This is a genomic window from Bradyrhizobium sp. SZCCHNS30572 (genome assembly GCF_032484415.1).
GTDB lineage: Bacteria > Pseudomonadota > Alphaproteobacteria > Rhizobiales > Xanthobacteraceae > Bradyrhizobium.
On sequence record NZ_JAUESY010000002.1, the window covers coordinates 440,548 to 455,688 of the forward strand.

Genomic DNA, 15,141 nt, shown 5'->3' on the forward strand with positions numbered 1-15,141 from the left:
CGCCGATGTCAGTCGTAGCCCCCCCAGTCTCCGAAGCCTCCCTCGCGCGGGCGCGCCGCGAGATTGGATGGACCGATCACCGCGTCAAGGTGGTTCGGGATCTATGGAACGCCGGGAAGACCGCCGCACAGATCGCGGGCCTGATCGGCGGCGTGACGCGCAATGCCGTGATCGGCAAGGTCCACCGTGCCGTCCTCGGTGCTGCCGACCGCGGCCGTCCCGCGCGTTCGCTGGAGCGGACTATAACAGGCCAGCCGGCGGCACCGGTGCGCCCGGTCCTCAAGACCGACCCAATGCCCAAGCCCGCGTCACGGCCATCTGCACGGCCATCAATCGGGCTCGTCGAGAGCCTCCAATCCGCTGGGTTCGCTCCGACCAGCGACCAGGCGATCCCGGCCGAGCAGCGCAAGACATTGGCTGAGTTAAGTGACGAGTGCTGCAAATGGCCGGTCGGCAATCCAGGCGAGCCCGGCTTCTTCTTTTGCGGCACTCCGAAACGCGATGACGGCCGCCCATATTGCCCGGACCACATGAGGCGAGCGACGGTCACCGAGCGGCGTCCGCAATGGGACTCGCCGAACAGGAGTGCCCGCGTCCTCTCCTTCGTCGGGTGATTCATGGCCGTATCGCGCCGCCGCCTGCGAGTCTGCGACCATGCGCTGCTCCGCTTCGTCGAGCGGGTCGGCGGCCTCGACGTCGAGGCCCTGCGCAAGAGCCTTGAAGGCTCCTTGAACCGGTGCGACCTGGCTGCGGCCAGGCTGCACGCCAAAGAGATGGTCATCATCGCCGACGGCCTCAAATACGTCGTCGTCAAGAACGTCGTGGTGACCGTGCTCGGGCCGAGCATGGCGCCGAAGCGCCCGAAGCGGCCCTCCGGGACGCGCCGATGAGGCAATCGCTGCCAGCCGCGCTGCAGGAGATCGCCGACGTCGCTGGTGAAGCCGCGGCGTTGAAGATCGCCGCCCAGCACGGCGGGCGCCGGGTCTACTTCCCTTCGACGGACAAGCTGATAGGAGATAGCTGCGAACACTATTGGCTTGTCGAATGCGTTGGACTGGAGCTAGCGCGCAAGATCTGCGAGCACTTCCAGGTCGACGGCCGCGGCCAGCGCATCGAGATCCCGCTCCATGTCGGCGGCACCTATCGCCAGTTCATCCGCTCGATCACCAAGCGCGTTCACGAGCTGGAGGACGAAGGGAAATCCTCGGCCGAGATCGCTCGGACGCTGGGCCTGACGCAGCGCACGGTCCATCGACACCGGTCCCGGCATCGTGGCGGCAACGGCAACCAGGGCAGTCTGTTTTGACTTTTGCGCCCGCTGTGCCACATTCGAGTAGCTCCCCTTCGTTAGTAGCTGAGCCCTGACACCTGTCAGGGTCGGGAATTTCGAGCAATTGCGGGATTGTGCCTGACCACGCGTCAGGAGCCTCCCGTTGCATCCTCTAGCCAAGCTCGTCGTTACCGTGCGCGCGCTCGCGGTCTACGCGCTCGCCGTGCTGCTGATCGTGTGGGTCGTCGGCCCGCGGCTCAACCACGGCGCCGCGCCTCGTGCCATCGGGATCACCTCCCGATGAAAACCGATTTCGCCAAATGCATGCCGAAGATCCTCGCCTACGAGGGCGGCTGGTCCAACCATCCGCGCGATCCCGGCGGCGTGACGCTCGAAGGCATCATTCAGCGCGTCTACGACGGCTACCGCGACCGGCAAGGCAAGCCGCGGCGCCCGCTCAAGCCAGAGATGCGCAGCACGGCCGAGTGGAAGCGCGAGCGCGACGAGATTTTTCGCGCCCAGTACTGGAATGCGGTGCGCGCCGACGAGTTGCCGGCCGGCATCGACCTGGTCGTGTTCGACGGTGCGGTCAATTCCGGGCCGTATCAGTCGATCAAATGGCTGCAGCGCGCGCTCGGTTTCGAAGGGGACGGACATCTCGGCGAGACGACGCTCGCTGCGCTGCAGAACCATCCCGACCATGATGCGCTGATCGCCGACATCTGCGCGCGCCGGCTCGGGATGCTGCAGAGCCTGAAGACCTGGGACGCGTTCGGCAAGGGCTGGGCGAAGCGCGTCGGAAACGTGAAGGCCATCGGCCAGGCGTGGGCCACGGGATCAGTGGGGCCTGCTCCGGTCGCGGCGCACGAGGACAAGGGCGACGCCAAGGCCTATGCGAGCGACGTCGCACAGCCGGCGGTGGATTCCGGCGACGCCATCAAGGGCGGCATCGGCGCCGGCACGATCGGAGCGACGTTGAACAGCGTCAAGGAGCAGATTGAGCCGATCGCGCAGAGCGCCGACTGGGTCATGCACCTCTACACCGCGATCACCGTGCTCTGCGTCGTCGCGGGCGTCGGCGCCACGCTCTATTCGCTGTGGTCGAGCATGAAGGCGAAGAAGGCCCGCCGGGCGATCGACGGCGACATCATCGCAGCCGTCCCGGAAGGCCAGCCCGCATGAACCCGGCGCAATGGCTGCTCTCCCTGGTCGATATGATCAACGGCTTCACGGCCGAGCTGTTCTGGCAGCTGATCACCTCGACGCCGGTGCTGGTGATGCTCGCGGCCGTGGCGGTAGCGAGCTTCGCGGTGGCGCACTTTCCGTTCGTCGACCGCATCTATCCGCCGCTGGCTGCGTTCGAGAAGGCGGCCTCGATCGTCGCGATCCTCACCTTCGCTGCGCTGCTCTACCTGGTCGGCGCCAAGAATGCAGACAACCGCGCCGAGCTGCGGCGCGCCAAGAACGACCTTGCCTGGACACAGTTTCAGCTTGGTCAGCAGGAGCGCGCGGCCAAGGATGCCGCCGCGCTGAAACAGGATGCGGATGCCGCCGCGTCCGATGCGAGAGGCAAGCTCAGTGAGTACCAAGCCAAGTTCGGCGATGACCCGAAAGCTGCTCTATGTCGTCCTCGCGCTGGCGTGGTCGAGTGGGTGCACAAGCTCCAGCGTCGACCGCCCGCCGCCGGCCGCGCCGACCCTCCAGGGCGCGGCGCTGTCGCGCGACTGCGAGCGGCTCGCGAGCAACGTCGATGACCCCGTCGTCGGCGAGGCCAGCGATCCCTGGCGCAGCATCGGCGAATATGCGGTCGCGCTCGGCGAGGCCAATGGCAACATCGACGCGACCCGCGAATGCCAGCGCCGGCAACGCGAGCGCCTGAAGGGGAAATAGGTCGTGAACGTGAGCCTCAACGAGCTGGCGCCCTGGGTCGCCATCGCGATGTCGATCACATCGCTCGTCTACGCGGTGCTGAACGGCCGGTCCAAGAAGATCGACGACGAGATGCAGGCCCTGCGCAAGGCGCACAAGGATGAATACGACGCGACGACTATCCGCATCGCCGCGACCAAGGCCGAATCCGACCAGGTCAAGGACCGGCTGACGCGCCTGGAAGCCGACATGGCGCATCTGCCTGACAAGGACGTGACGCACCGCCTCGAAATGGCGCTCGGCTCGATGCAGGCGGAAATGCGCGAGCTGAACGCGAAGGTCAGGCCGATTGCGGCGATGGCCGATCGGATTCAGGAAGTCATGGTCGAGAAGGTGATGAGCTGATGGGGCGGGACATCATTCGTGAAGAGGCGCGGCTGATCATTCTGCGCGAGCTTCACCAGCAGACGAACTATTCTCATAGCGACAGCCTGCTGCAGCCGGTGCTGGAAGCATTCGGCATCGCCAAGTCACGCGACTGGATCCGCGAGGAGCTGAACTACCTGGAAAACGTCGGCGCGATCAGCAAGACCCAGGTCGGTAGCGTCGTGGTCGCGACCCTGCTGCCGAAAGGCGTGGAGCATGTCGAGCGGCGGCTCGTGATCGAGGGCGTGAAACGTCCAAGCCCGCCGGAGCGGTGATGCGGCATGGCGAGGCACCCCAAGGCGCGGCGCGGCCGGCTGTCGGAGATCGACCGGCTTCCGGAATGGGCCGATGAGGCGAAGGTATGGGCATTCGAGCAGCTGAGGGAGCGCAAGCTCTCGCAGCTCGAAATCCTCGACGGCTTCAACGCCCGTTTGAAGGCGGCTTCACTCGCCGAGGATGCGAGCGCCGAGCCGCCGGATATCTCGCGCTCGGCGTTCAACCGCACCGCCATGAAGATCGCGATGCTCGGACGCCGGCTCGAGGAAACGCGCGAGATCGCCGCGGTGATCGCGCCGAAGCTCGATGAGGCCGGCGACAACTCGTTGACGCTGATGGTCGCCGAGACCCTCAAGACGCTGATCGCGGAGATGCTCGGAAATGCCGGCGAGTTGTCAGCCGACGGCGACACAGCGGAAATGCTGATGCTGACCTCGCGCGCGCTGAAACACGCCGAGGAGGCCAAGCGGATCTCGGCCGATGGCCGCCGCAAGATCGAAGCCGAGCTGCAGATGAAGGCGACCAAGGCTGTCGATGCTGTCGCCAAGGCGTCCGGCCTTTCGGCCGAGACCGTGCAGGCGATCAAGGCGCGCATTCTTGGGATCGAGGGCAAGGCCAATGGGTGAGAGAGCACGCGGAGCCTTTATCCTCGCAGCCTGGGTCTTTTTCGCCGTGATCGGCGCTATGTCGTCGGTCGCTTTCGTCGTGGAGAAAATCTTCCCTGTCAGCAAGGAGAAATGCCGTGACTCAGCCCGGCGCCCGGAAGCAACCAACCCTTTAGGACCAACTGTCGAGACAAGGTCATGCTGTTGCCCGCTGATCCATCCTCCAGTCCAAGACCTGAGACCATGTTGAAGATCGGTGCAGGCCGTTGCAAATGTGGATCGGCTCGACCACTCGACGGGTGCCGAGACTCGGGCTCATTTCCCACGATCCGCACCGAAGCCAGATTCAATGCGCTCCCGATACGCGGGCAACAGACGTCCTGCTATGTTCGCTTGTCGGGTGAGCAGATCATCGAGCACCGCCCGAAGTCGATTGTAGGAGTCCTGCATGTGACCTCTTGCGAGGTACTCAGACTCTTGCTGATTAGACCCTTCGGGCCAAATCAGCCTTTGCGCCCAAATGTGGGACCAGGCTTCTGTGTTACGAAAGTATTCGGTAAGGCCGTTAGCCATCTTGTACATGATGAATGGAGGAACTGGTCCACCCACCTTGATTGCAATAGCAGAACGAACCTCGATCTTGCTCTTCGAGAGACCGAACTGTGCAAGCATTCTAGTACGAACAAACGGGTCCGTCTCTTTTTCCGTTATGTCGATTACTGCCTCAAGCAGACCAAGGCACCCCTCTATGGCCTGCGCCTCGGCTTCCAATCGGTCTTCTTCCCGGCTTGCCATGCCAATGATAACCGCGTCCTGCTGGACACGGATCTGACGTTGCACGGCTCTCCAGGCGATCCATGCGGCAGCCAATGTACCAATGGCAGCAAGGATGTTGCCGGCGAAGCCCAGCCAGTCCTTCAGCTCCAAAGTCGTCTGGGACACAGCGACGGGCGCACCAATAGTCACCAACGCCGTCAGCACGACGGCGAGAACCATCAATCCAATCGCACCCAGACCTTGGTCAAACTTCCCCATGCTCGAAGGATGGCCGATCGCGCCGATGGTGTCGAGTCGTTCCTGTTCAGCGTTTGCTAGAACTCAATTGGAGGTATTCATGAGCGATGTGCGGTCGAACCCGACCCAAGACACTGACGAAGGCTGGGAATGGGCCATCGTCGAAATATTCGGTCACCGACGTCACGTCGGGAAAGCGCGCGAGGAGGAGCGATTCGGTTCGAAGATGCTTCGTATCGACGTTCCGAGGCTTGGCCCGGGCAAGGACGAGACCACCTGGTCGAGCCACTTCTACGGCGGCAGCTCGATCTTTTCCTACACGATCACCGATCAAGAGACTGTGATGAACTACGCCGAACGGGCCTACACGCCCGCGCTGCCATATCGCGATCACGGCACCTCGGAGCCGGTGGATCATGAGGAGGTCGACGCCTTCGCCGAGGATGATGAGGAGGATGAAAGCTAACGGTGACCGATCCCGCACGTCAGATCTCTGATGCCGAATGGGCCGCGACGCGGCGTGCTGGCCTTGCGGTCGGCGCGCAGCTCGCGCGTCACGCCGGTGGCATCGATGGCGTGCTGCTCGCCTATCAGAAGAAGCTGCTCGCCTCGACGTCCCACCATGCGGTGACGATCTGCGAGAAGTCCCGCCGTATCGGAGCGACCTGGGGCATCGCGTCGGACGCCGCGCTGACCGCGGCCGCGGTGAAGTCCGCTGGCGGCATGGACGTGTTTTATATCGGCTACAACAAGGAGATGGCGCGGGAGTTCATCGACATCTGCGCCATGTGGGCCAAGAGCTTCAGCGAAGCTGCAACGGAGGTGCAGGAGTTCGTCTTCGACGAGGGCGACCCCGACAGCAGCATCCAGGCGTTCCGCATCCGTTTCGCCTCCGGGTTCGAGATCATCGCGCTGCCGTCGCGGCCCCGATCGCTGCGCGGCATGCAGGGCTTCGTTATCCTCGATGAAGCCGCATTCCACGACGATCTCGACGCCATGATGAAGGCTGCGCTCGCGCTGCTGATGTGGGGCGGACGGGTGCTCGTGATCTCGACCCACCTCGGGGTGGCCAACGCCTTCAACCGGCTGATCGAGGAGGCTCGCTCGGGGCGGAAACCGTACCATGTCGAGCGATACACGTTCGACGATGCACTCCAGGATGGGTTGTATCAGCGCATCTGCCTGGTGACTGGAAGGGAATGGTCGCCGGAGGCCGAAGCGACGTGGCGCGCCGAGATCATCGCTTCCTATGGCGACGACGCCGACGAAGAGTTGTTCTGTATCCCGAGCCAAGGCGGCGGCGTCTATCTGCCGCGTGCGTTGATCGAAGCGCGGATGATCGTCGACGGTCCCGTGCTGCGGCTCTCGCGCACGCCGGAGTTCACGTTTCAGCCGAAGGAGTATCGTGAGGCCGATATCCTGGCGTGGTGCAAAGAGCAGCTTGAACCACTGTTGAAGCAGCTCGACGCCGATCGGCAGCACGGCTTCGGCCAGGACTTTGCGCGCAATGTCGATCTTTCCGTTCTGGCCCCGATCGAGATTGGCAAGACGCTGAAGCGCACGGTGCCCTTCTGGGTCGAGATGTCCAACATACCGTTTGAGCAGCAGCGCCAGGTGCTGTTTTTTATGTGCGATCGGCTGCCGCGATTCATCGGCGGCAAGATGGATGCCTCCGGCAATGGCGCGTACCTCGCCGAGGTCGCGGCGCAGCGCTACGGGCCGATGCGCATCGAGCAGGTCAAGATGAGTGCCGAATGGTACCTGGAGAACTTCCCGCCGCTGAAGGCCGCGTTCGAGGACGGGACGATCCTGCTGCCGAAGGACGCTGACGGCGCGGACGATCTCGCCGCCGTGCAGACCATCAAGGGCATTCCGCGAGTGCCTGACGTTCGGACCAAGGGCGCGGACGGCAAGAAGCGGCATGGCGACGTCGCAATCGCGCTCGTGCTCGCCTATGCGCAGACCCGCTCGCAGCTCATCGAGTTCGGCTATCGCTCACCGAACACAGCGACCGTGGACGATGCCGCGCGCGGCGCCAGGTCCGACGATGACGACGATCGTGACCAGGCCAAATGGTGGCGTGAGCCGCTCGGCGCCCGCATTCGTGGAGGACTTTGATGGCGACCGTCGTTTCACAGATCATCGATCAGTACGGACGTCCGATCCAGCGCGAGCTGCTGACGCGGGACGTTGCCGGTCCGCGCGTCGGCGGCGTACGCTCGCCCATCTCGGGCTATCCGTCCGATGGACTCAACCCGATCCGGCTCGCGAATATCTTGCGCTCTGCGGATGCCGGCGATCCGCTGCGCTTCTTCGAACTCGCCGAGCTGATCGAGGAGCGCGACCTCCATTATGCTGGCGTACTCGGCACGCGGAAACGCTCGGTGTCACAGCTCGACATCCAGGTCGACGCCGCAGACGACTCGGCCGGGGCGAAAGCGCATGCTGACTGGATCGAGACCGGCCTAAAGCGCGACACTTTGCAGGAAGAGCTGTTCGACATGCTGGACGCCATCGGCAAGGGCATCAGCTTCGCCGAGATTGTTTGGGATACGTCCGAGGGCGACTGGAATGTAAAAGGACTGCCGTGGCGCGACCCCCGCTGGTTTCGCTTCGATCGCAATGACGGCACGACGCCGCTTCTGATCGGCGGCTATGACGCCGACGGCGTCGGGGCAATCAACTATCCATCGACTCCGGCCGGCGAGTCGCCGCTGGCGCCGTTCAAATTTGTCGTGACGGCTATTAGGGCTAAGTCCGGCCTTCCTGTGCGGGCGGGCGTGGCGCGCCTGATCGCCTGGGCATGGATGTTCAAGGCGTTCACACAGCGAGATTGGTCTATCTTCACCCAGACATTCGGTCAGCCGGTGCGCGTCGGCAAATATCCGGCCGGCACAACGGAGAGCGACAAGGACACACTGTTCAACGCCGTTGCAAACATCGCTGGCGACTGCGCCGCGATCGTCCCCGAGTCGATGCTGATCGAGTTCATCGAATCGAAGAACGTCGGCCAGGGCGCCGACCTGTACGAGAAGCGTTGCGATTGGCTCGATCGACAGATGTCGAAGGCGGTGCTGGGACAGACCGCCACGACGGACGCCATCGCGGGCGGTCACGCGGTCGGTCAGGAGCACCGGCAGGTGCAGGAGGACATCGAGCGCTCCGACGCCAAGGCGATGTCGGCCGTGCTCAACCGCGACCTCGTGCGTCCGTGGATCGACCTGCAATTCGGCAGGCAGAAGCTCTATCCGCGTCTGCGCATCGGCCGCCCGGAAGACAAGGACGTACAGCTAACGGTCGAGAGCGCCGTCAAGCTGATTCCGATGGGGCTCAAGGTCGAGCGGACCTTCTTCAACGATCTGCTCGGCATCCCCGTGCCAAAGGCTGGCGCCGAGGTACTTATGGTACCGGCTACGCCGGCACCAGCGGGCTCATTTGGCGACGGAACGACTGACGTTCCGGCGTTGAACGCGGCGCTGCGCATGCGCAGCGTCGCCGATCCGATTCTCGCGCTCGCCGACCAGGCCGAGCAGCTCTGCGGGCCTGGCACCGATGGGCTGATCGAGGAAGTTCGTGCCGTCGTCGAGCACGCGACGTCGCTGCAGCAGGTGCGTGATGAGCTGCGGAAGCTCAAGCCCGGCTTGGCCGAGCGAAATCTCGCCGGATTGATGCGAATGGCGCGCGTGATGGCCAACCTCACGGGACGGGCGAACATTCCGGATGCTTAAGTCGCACGGCACGCCTGTTTTTCGAGGCTGCGGCTGCATCGGTGTAGCTCCGCAGGCCGAGATCCTGCCGTTTTCTGTCGCGCCGATCGAGGCGATCAACTTCCTCAAGAGAAAGCTCGACATTCCGACCTCGACATGGACTGATCTATGGCAGCAGGAGCATTCGCGCAGCTTCACGGTCGCCGGAGCGATGACGGACAGCTTGGTTGCCGACTTCCACGAGGCTGTGGTCAAGGCAATCGAGCAGGGCGAGACGCTGGAGACGTTCCGCAAGGACTTCGACGCCATCGTCGAGCGCCACGGCTGGAGCTACAACGGCACGCGCCGGTGGCGCAGCCGCGTTATCTTCGACACCAACGTGAGCACGGCCTATGCCGCGGGCCGCTGGGATCAGATTCAGCGCGTCAAGCGAACGCGGCCGTACCTGATGTATCGCCATCTCGAAGGCCAGCGCTTTCCGAGGCCGATTCATCAGTCCTGGGACGGCACGATTTTGCCCGTCGAGCACCCATGGTGGCAGACGCATTATCCGCCGAACGGATGGGGCTGTCACTGCTGGGTCGAAAGCCTCTCCGACGACGATCTGCGGCGCTACGGCTATCGCGTCTCGAAGGATGCGCCGCCGTCGCTGCTGATCGAGCGCACGGTGGAGCTGTCGGACGGCACGCTGAAGACGATCGAGGTGCCGGAAGGTATCGACCCTGGCTTTGCCTATCGGCCTGGCGAGATGCCGGCGTCGATCGACGAAGCTCTCAACGAGTGAAGAGTTCGCCACCGCCGCGATAGTGGCGGGGGTCGCAGCGCGTGAACGCTGTAACCGCGGGCCGATCCTGGCAGACTGACCCGCACGACGAGTGATCTCGACCCGCCGACCCGCCGCTGCTGCGCAGCGCGGCGACCTTAGGCGGGCGGGGAGTGTTTGAGGAGATGAGTTCGAAGGTTGTCTACAGGCAGGTCCAACCGGTCTCACCGGCAGCAGGCTATATCGGCGGCAAGAAGCAGCTCGCGAGCACCATCATTGCGAGCATCGAGCGGATTCCGCATGAGACTTATGCAGAGGCGTTCGTCGGCATGGGCGGCGTCTTTCTGCGGCGGCGGCGCGCGTCCAAGGGTGAGATCATCAACGACCGATCGGGCGACGTGGCGACGTTCTTTCGCATCCTGCAGCGGCACTACGTGCCATTCATGGACATGCTGAAATGGCAGATCACGGGACGGCAGGAGTTCGAGCGGCTCAAGGCATCGCATCCGTCGACGCTCACAGACCTAGAGCGCGCGGCGCGCTTCCTGTACCTGCAGCGGACCGCATTCGGCGGCAAGGTGGCGGGTCGGAATTTCGGCGTCAGCCCGCTCGGCGCGAGGTTCAACGTCGCGAAGCTCGCGAGTGCGCTGGACGAGTTGCACGAGCGCTTGGCCGGCGTCACGATCGAGTGCCTGCCATGGGCCGAGTTCATCGCCCGCTACGATCGGCCAGGCACGCTGTTCTATCTCGACCCGCCGTACTTCGGCTCGGAGAAGGACTACGGTTCCGAGCTGTTTTCGCGGCCCGAGTACGATCAGATGGCGGTCGTTTTGAGCCGGCTGAAAGGCCGCTTCATCCTGTCTTTGAACGACGTTCCGGAGGTGCGTCAGACCTTCCGTGGATTCAAGTTAAGGTCCGTGCAGCTGACCTATTCGGTCTCGCGCGGCGGCAACCAGCCAGCGCGGGAATTGATCATCACAAGCAATAAGCGGGGCTAAGCCAATGGCGTGGCGTTGTCCCAGATCAGGCCGTACGCGATGATCTTTTGTTCCGCTAAGTCCGGATCAGCCTTCATCAGCGAAGTATGGCTGCTCTTGGCGACGCCGTTGAAGGACTGGCCGATGCTCCAGACGTCGACACCGTCGATCAAGATCAATCGATCGTGCAGCGCGGCGGCGGGCGCAACGCGGACAGACAGGGGGCGTGTCGTTCCAAATTGTTGTGCCCATCTGTCGACCGCCGGTTTCAGCGCGGCCTTTCTGGACTCTCTATTTGCGCCAAGAATGCGGATCTGCACACGTTCGGGCGCCGAGATGACAAAATCGGTGATCACAACATGGTCTGCATATGCATCTATAAGCAACAAGTCCTGCTTGGCGGTCCCGAACACTTTCGAAACGGCACCAAGGGCACCAAGAGCATCTCCCGCCGCAATAAACCTTCCCTGGACAGCAGCGGGCGCCGCGAGTTCAGCGGTTGCGAGCAGGCGATACAACACCGCCTTGATAGTCTGAGCGTTTTGGTCGTGGCTAACGCCGCCGAGAAACTGAGTGGAAACGGCAAGGACGACTCTGTCGCCAGCTTTGCCATGGCTGTCGGCGATGGCCCCAAGGCGACCGAGCCAACGTTGACCGTCAGGTGTGCTCCAGTCACCTGCACGCGAGAGGTCCGGCATCGTTTCGGCTAGTTGCCCCAATTGCAGATATAGGGACTCTGGATCAAGGGTCATGCCACCCAGTATAGCCCTTGCTGCTTGACCGGGCGCGCTTTTCCCAGGTTTTCCCGCAGGAATTGTCACGACCGAGTCCGAGTTCCGAGTCCGAGTTCTCCACGGGCAACCCGGCACGCTCGGGTCCGAAATGGCGCGGTATCAATAGCTTAGCCCTGAAGTGCCGAACTCGGACTCAGATGGCTCGGCAGCCCGGAAACGAGTCCGAGTTCAGGAGCGAGCCGCCTGTTTTCAAGGGTTTCCCGGCGCAGCCCGCCGGCTGGGTGTCATTTGAACTTGCGCGCCGCCGCCGATCACCAGGTCCGCCGAGCTACGGGCAAGCCCATGTAAATCAAGCACTTCCCGCGGCGTCCCGGACTTTCCCGGCTGATCCCGGGGAGTGCCATATGAAACTGCGCGTCACACGACGCTGAGGCCACGCCGGTGGTGACGATGATCCGCCGGTCACGGGGGCAAGACAGCCCGGTCCCCGGGGAGAATGCGTATAAGGCGTAGAGCCGTCGTGCAGGGAATGCCGGTTGACCGGCTGGACCTGTGGTGACTGCCGCCTGCTTTCTTTCTGCAGGCGGGCCATGGGTTGCGGCCAGCACCCGGCATTCCCTGCGCCCTCGACCTGAACGAGGGGGAAACGGACGATCATGACTCGGGCACATCGTGCCGCGGGAACGATGAGTTGCATCCGGCGCTGCCAGCGCGCGCATTCGGAGGTTCCGTAATTCTACGGGCGGAACAATTAACGCGGCTGAAGCAGCCGATCAGGCATGGCAAGGGACCACAAGGAAAGCATCGCGCCCTCATGAATTGGCCTGGGGATCCCACGAGTTCGAAGCGAACCGCAAGCGCCAGTCCGCTGGGCGCGTTCTTCCTTTGGATCGGCGGCTTCGGCGCCATCGAGGGTCTCGACGACGAAGCGCTCACCGAGCGCGATCGCCGGCGCATCCGGGCGCGGCAGGTCGATGCCGTCGCGCGCCTCGTCCCCGTGACCATCGGCATCAATTTCGCCAACGCGGCCATCATTCTTGGCGTGTTCTGGAACACCGTCTCCAATCTCTTTCTCATCGCGTGGGGCGCCGCGATCGCGGTGGCCGGCGGCATGGCGCTGCGCGGCTGGTGGCGCGCGCGCAAGTCGCGGCCGCAGGAGGCGTCCGAGCGCGCCATCTCCCGGATGACGCTGCAGGCGTTCTTCTTGGCGACGATCTGGGGATCGCTGCCGCTGATCGTGATGCCGCAGGTCGATCCGCATCTGCAGATCATCGTGGGTTCGCTGATGACCGGGATGATCTCCGGTGGCGCGTTCGCGATGTCGAGCGTGCCGCGGGCTGGTCTCGCCTACACCTGGACCTTGATGCTCGCCTCGGTGGGCTCGCTGTTTCTGTGCGGCGGCGCGACCTATCTCGTGCTCGTCGTGTTTCTGCTGCTCTACACGTCGTTCATGGTGCGGCACCTGGTGTCGCACGGCAACGTGTTCCTGGAGAACCTGAAGGCGCAGATCCGGCACGAGCGCCAGAACGAGACGATCTCGCTGCTCCTGAAGGAATTCCAGGAGAACGCCGCGAGCTGGCTGTGGCAGACCGATGCCGAGGGCCGTCTGATCGACGCGCCGCAGCGCTTCGCCGACGTGGCCCAGCTTCCGCTCGATCAGCTCAAGGGCGAGCGGCTGATCGATACGCTGAAATATCTCTGCCCGACCGATACGGCGACGCTCAAGACGTTGGCCGATCGGATGGCGCAGCGGCTGTCGATCCCGGAGATTCTGATCCATGTCGTGGTGGCTGGCGGCGAGCGCCGCCGTTGGGCGCTGACGGCGCGGCCGGCGCGGGACCATGAGGGCAAGTTCGCAGGCTATCGCGGCTTCGGCCGCGACGTCACCGAGCGCTGGCGGGCCGAGCAGGCGGAAGCCGAAAGCCGTGCCAAATCCGACTTCCTCGCGATGATGAGCCACGAGATCCGCACCCCGATGAACGGCGTGCTCGGGCTCGCCTCGACCTTGCTGGAGACGAAGCTCGACGACGAGCAGCGTCACGCGGTCATGACGATCCGCGAGTCCGGCGACAACCTGCAGCGCATCCTCAACGACATCCTCGATTTGTCCAAGCTCAACGCCGGCAAGCTCGAATTCGAGACGGTGGATTTCTCGCCGGCGGCGCTGGTCGAGGCGGTCACCGCCATCATGGGCGTCAACGCGAAATCGAAGAGCCTGCTGGTCAAAGCGGACATCGATCCGAAGCTGCCGCCGGCGCTCAAGGGCGACGTGGCGCGCATTCGTCAGGTGCTGATCAATCTGGCCTCCAACGCGGTGAAGTTCACCGAACAGGGGGGCATCACCATCGCCGTGGCCTGCCGCACGCGCGACGACCACAGGGCGACGATCGAGTGGCGCGTCTCCGACACCGGCATCGGCATTCCCGCCGATCGGGTCGGCAAGCTGTTCACGGATTTCGCCCAGGCCGATGCCTCGATCAACCGCCGCTTCGGGGGCACCGGGCTCGGGCTGGCGATCTCCCGGCGGATCATCGAGCAGATGGGCGGGGTCATCGCGGTGTCGTCGGTGCAGGGCGAAGGCTCGACCTTCCGCTTCAGCCTGACCTTGCCGTGGAGCGACAAGCAGGTGTCCGATCAGCGCGGCGACCGGGTCGGCGCCGGCGACCTCAAGGCACGGATCGAGGCGCTCGGCCGTCCCTTGCGCGTGCTGATCGCCGAGGACGACGCCACCAACCGCATGGTTGTGTCGAAGATGCTGCAGGAGTTCCCGGTCGACAAATGCATCGTTCCGGATGGCCTGCAGGCGGTGAAGGCGGCCGACGAACAGGAGTTCGACCTCGTGCTGATGGACGTTCGCATGCCGGAGATGGACGGCATCGCCGCGACCCGGGCCATCCGGGCCAAGGGTGGACGGCTCGCCGAGCTGCCGATCATCGCGCTGACCGCGAACGCCTTCCCGGACGACATCAAGCAATGCCGCGAGGCCGGCATGACCGACTTTCTGGCCAAGCCGTTGCGCAAGCCGGCCATGGTGGCGGCAATGCTGAAGGCGATCGGAACGCCCGCGCCAAACGTCGAGGCGCCGGCGCTTGCGCCGTCCGATGTCCCGGCTGCGACGGCGGAGGCCTGAGCCGACAACGAGGGGACGCTAGACCGAGAAGCTGGTGCCGCAGCCGCAGGAGGCGGTGGCGTTGGGATTATTGACCCGGAACGAGGCGCCCATCAGGTCGTCGACGAAATCGACCTCCGAGCCGGCGAGGAACGGCACCGAGGCCGGATCGACCAGCACGACCGCACGATCGCGCTCGATGACGAGATCGTCGTCGGCCTTGGCGCGGTCGATGTCGAACTTGTACTGGAAGCCGGAGCAGCCGCCGCCTTCGACCGAGATGCGCAGCATCGCGCCGGCGCTCTCCTTGCCGAGGATCTCTCCGATGCGGCGGGCGGCGCGTTCGCTGATGGTGACGGGGCCGGTCGAGGCATCAGTCATGGCAGGAGGT

The 15,141-nt window shown here is 64.2% G+C and carries 18 protein-coding genes; 15 read left to right on the forward strand and 3 right to left on the reverse strand.

Annotation, left to right across the window (positions count from 1 at the left end):
* The first annotated feature begins 5 nt into the window (after positions 1 to 5).
* From QX048_RS07080 to QX048_RS07120, 9 genes are all read left to right on the forward strand, one after another.
* On the forward strand, positions 6 to 614 hold the full coding sequence (locus tag QX048_RS07080; protein WP_316200422.1) for a GcrA family cell cycle regulator: 609 nt from the start codon (positions 6 to 8) through the stop codon (positions 612 to 614).
* Positions 615 to 617: 3 nt separating this feature from the next.
* A complete protein-coding gene (locus QX048_RS07085) occupies positions 618 to 890 on the forward strand; it encodes a hypothetical protein (protein WP_316200423.1) in 273 nt (90 codons plus the stop codon).
* Positions 887 to 1,306 carry a helix-turn-helix domain-containing protein gene (locus QX048_RS07090; protein ID WP_316200424.1) on the forward strand — a complete coding sequence of 140 codons (420 nt, stop codon included), beginning with the start codon at positions 887 to 889 and terminating at the stop codon, positions 1,304 to 1,306. The genes QX048_RS07085 and QX048_RS07090 overlap by 4 nt, the downstream gene beginning before the upstream one ends.
* Before the next feature lie 127 nt (positions 1,307 to 1,433).
* Positions 1,434 to 1,574, forward strand: a complete 141-nt coding sequence (locus QX048_RS07095; protein ID WP_316200425.1) for a hypothetical protein — start codon at positions 1,434 to 1,436, stop codon at positions 1,572 to 1,574.
* On the forward strand, positions 1,571 to 2,452 hold the full coding sequence (locus QX048_RS07100; protein ID WP_316200426.1) for a glycoside hydrolase family 108 protein: 882 nt from the start codon (positions 1,571 to 1,573) through the stop codon (positions 2,450 to 2,452). Before QX048_RS07095 ends, QX048_RS07100 begins: the two co-directional genes overlap by 4 nt.
* On the forward strand, positions 2,449 to 3,024 hold the full coding sequence (locus QX048_RS07105; RefSeq protein WP_316200427.1) for a hypothetical protein: 576 nt from the start codon (positions 2,449 to 2,451) through the stop codon (positions 3,022 to 3,024). Before QX048_RS07100 ends, QX048_RS07105 begins: the two co-directional genes overlap by 4 nt.
* Before the next feature lie 139 nt (positions 3,025 to 3,163).
* Positions 3,164 to 3,544 carry a DUF2730 family protein gene (locus QX048_RS07110; RefSeq protein ID WP_316200428.1) on the forward strand — a complete coding sequence of 127 codons (381 nt, stop codon included), beginning with the start codon at positions 3,164 to 3,166 and terminating at the stop codon, positions 3,542 to 3,544.
* Positions 3,544 to 3,840, forward strand: coding sequence for a hypothetical protein (locus QX048_RS07115; RefSeq protein WP_316200429.1), 297 nt, complete (start codon positions 3,544 to 3,546; stop codon positions 3,838 to 3,840). Before QX048_RS07110 ends, QX048_RS07115 begins: the two co-directional genes overlap by 1 nt.
* A 6-nt stretch (positions 3,841 to 3,846) precedes the next feature.
* Positions 3,847 to 4,467 carry a DUF3486 family protein gene (locus QX048_RS07120; RefSeq protein WP_316200430.1) on the forward strand — a complete coding sequence of 207 codons (621 nt, stop codon included), beginning with the start codon at positions 3,847 to 3,849 and terminating at the stop codon, positions 4,465 to 4,467.
* 294 nt (positions 4,468 to 4,761) lie between these two features.
* Here the strand turns inward: QX048_RS07120 and QX048_RS07125 are convergent, their stop codons facing one another.
* Positions 4,762 to 5,442, reverse strand: coding sequence for a hypothetical protein (locus QX048_RS07125; protein WP_316200431.1), 681 nt, complete (start codon positions 5,440 to 5,442; stop codon positions 4,762 to 4,764).
* Positions 5,443 to 5,560: 118 nt separating this feature from the next.
* Between QX048_RS07125 and QX048_RS07130 the strand changes: the two genes are divergently transcribed.
* The 5 genes from QX048_RS07130 (at position 5,561) to QX048_RS07150 (ending at position 10,928) form a co-directional block, all read left to right on the forward strand.
* Positions 5,561 to 5,926 (forward strand): hypothetical protein, encoded by a 366-nt coding sequence (locus QX048_RS07130; protein ID WP_316200432.1) that lies wholly within the window; start codon positions 5,561 to 5,563, stop codon positions 5,924 to 5,926.
* A gap of 2 nt (positions 5,927 to 5,928) precedes the next feature.
* Positions 5,929 to 7,578, forward strand: a complete 1,650-nt coding sequence (locus QX048_RS07135; RefSeq protein ID WP_316200433.1) for a terminase large subunit domain-containing protein — start codon at positions 5,929 to 5,931, stop codon at positions 7,576 to 7,578.
* Positions 7,578 to 9,188, forward strand: coding sequence for a DUF935 domain-containing protein (locus QX048_RS07140; protein ID WP_316200434.1), 1,611 nt, complete (start codon positions 7,578 to 7,580; stop codon positions 9,186 to 9,188). Before QX048_RS07135 ends, QX048_RS07140 begins: the two co-directional genes overlap by 1 nt.
* Entirely contained in the window at positions 9,181 to 9,951 is a 771-nt protein-coding gene (locus QX048_RS07145; RefSeq protein ID WP_316200435.1) for a phage minor head protein, read from the forward strand. The genes QX048_RS07140 and QX048_RS07145 overlap by 8 nt, the downstream gene beginning before the upstream one ends.
* A gap of 164 nt (positions 9,952 to 10,115) precedes the next feature.
* On the forward strand, positions 10,116 to 10,928 hold the full coding sequence (locus QX048_RS07150; protein ID WP_316200436.1) for a DNA adenine methylase: 813 nt from the start codon (positions 10,116 to 10,118) through the stop codon (positions 10,926 to 10,928).
* Here the strand turns inward: QX048_RS07150 and QX048_RS07155 are convergent.
* Complete coding sequence (locus tag QX048_RS07155; RefSeq protein ID WP_316200437.1) at positions 10,925 to 11,659, reverse strand: phosphatidylserine/phosphatidylglycerophosphate/cardiolipin synthase family protein; 735 nt, start codon at positions 11,657 to 11,659, stop codon at positions 10,925 to 10,927. The two genes, QX048_RS07150 and QX048_RS07155, sit on opposite strands and share 4 nt — an antisense overlap.
* 796 nt (positions 11,660 to 12,455) lie before the next feature.
* Between QX048_RS07155 and QX048_RS07160 the strand changes: the two genes are divergently transcribed.
* Complete coding sequence (locus QX048_RS07160; RefSeq protein WP_315827519.1) at positions 12,456 to 14,771, forward strand: ATP-binding protein; 2,316 nt, start codon at positions 12,456 to 12,458, stop codon at positions 14,769 to 14,771.
* Between the two features lie 18 nt (positions 14,772 to 14,789).
* Here QX048_RS07160 and erpA read toward each other — a convergent pair whose 3' ends face one another.
* Positions 14,790 to 15,131 (reverse strand): iron-sulfur cluster insertion protein ErpA, encoded by a 342-nt coding sequence (gene erpA / locus QX048_RS07165; RefSeq protein ID WP_315711699.1) that lies wholly within the window; start codon positions 15,129 to 15,131, stop codon positions 14,790 to 14,792.
* Positions 15,132 to 15,141 lie beyond the last annotated feature (10 nt).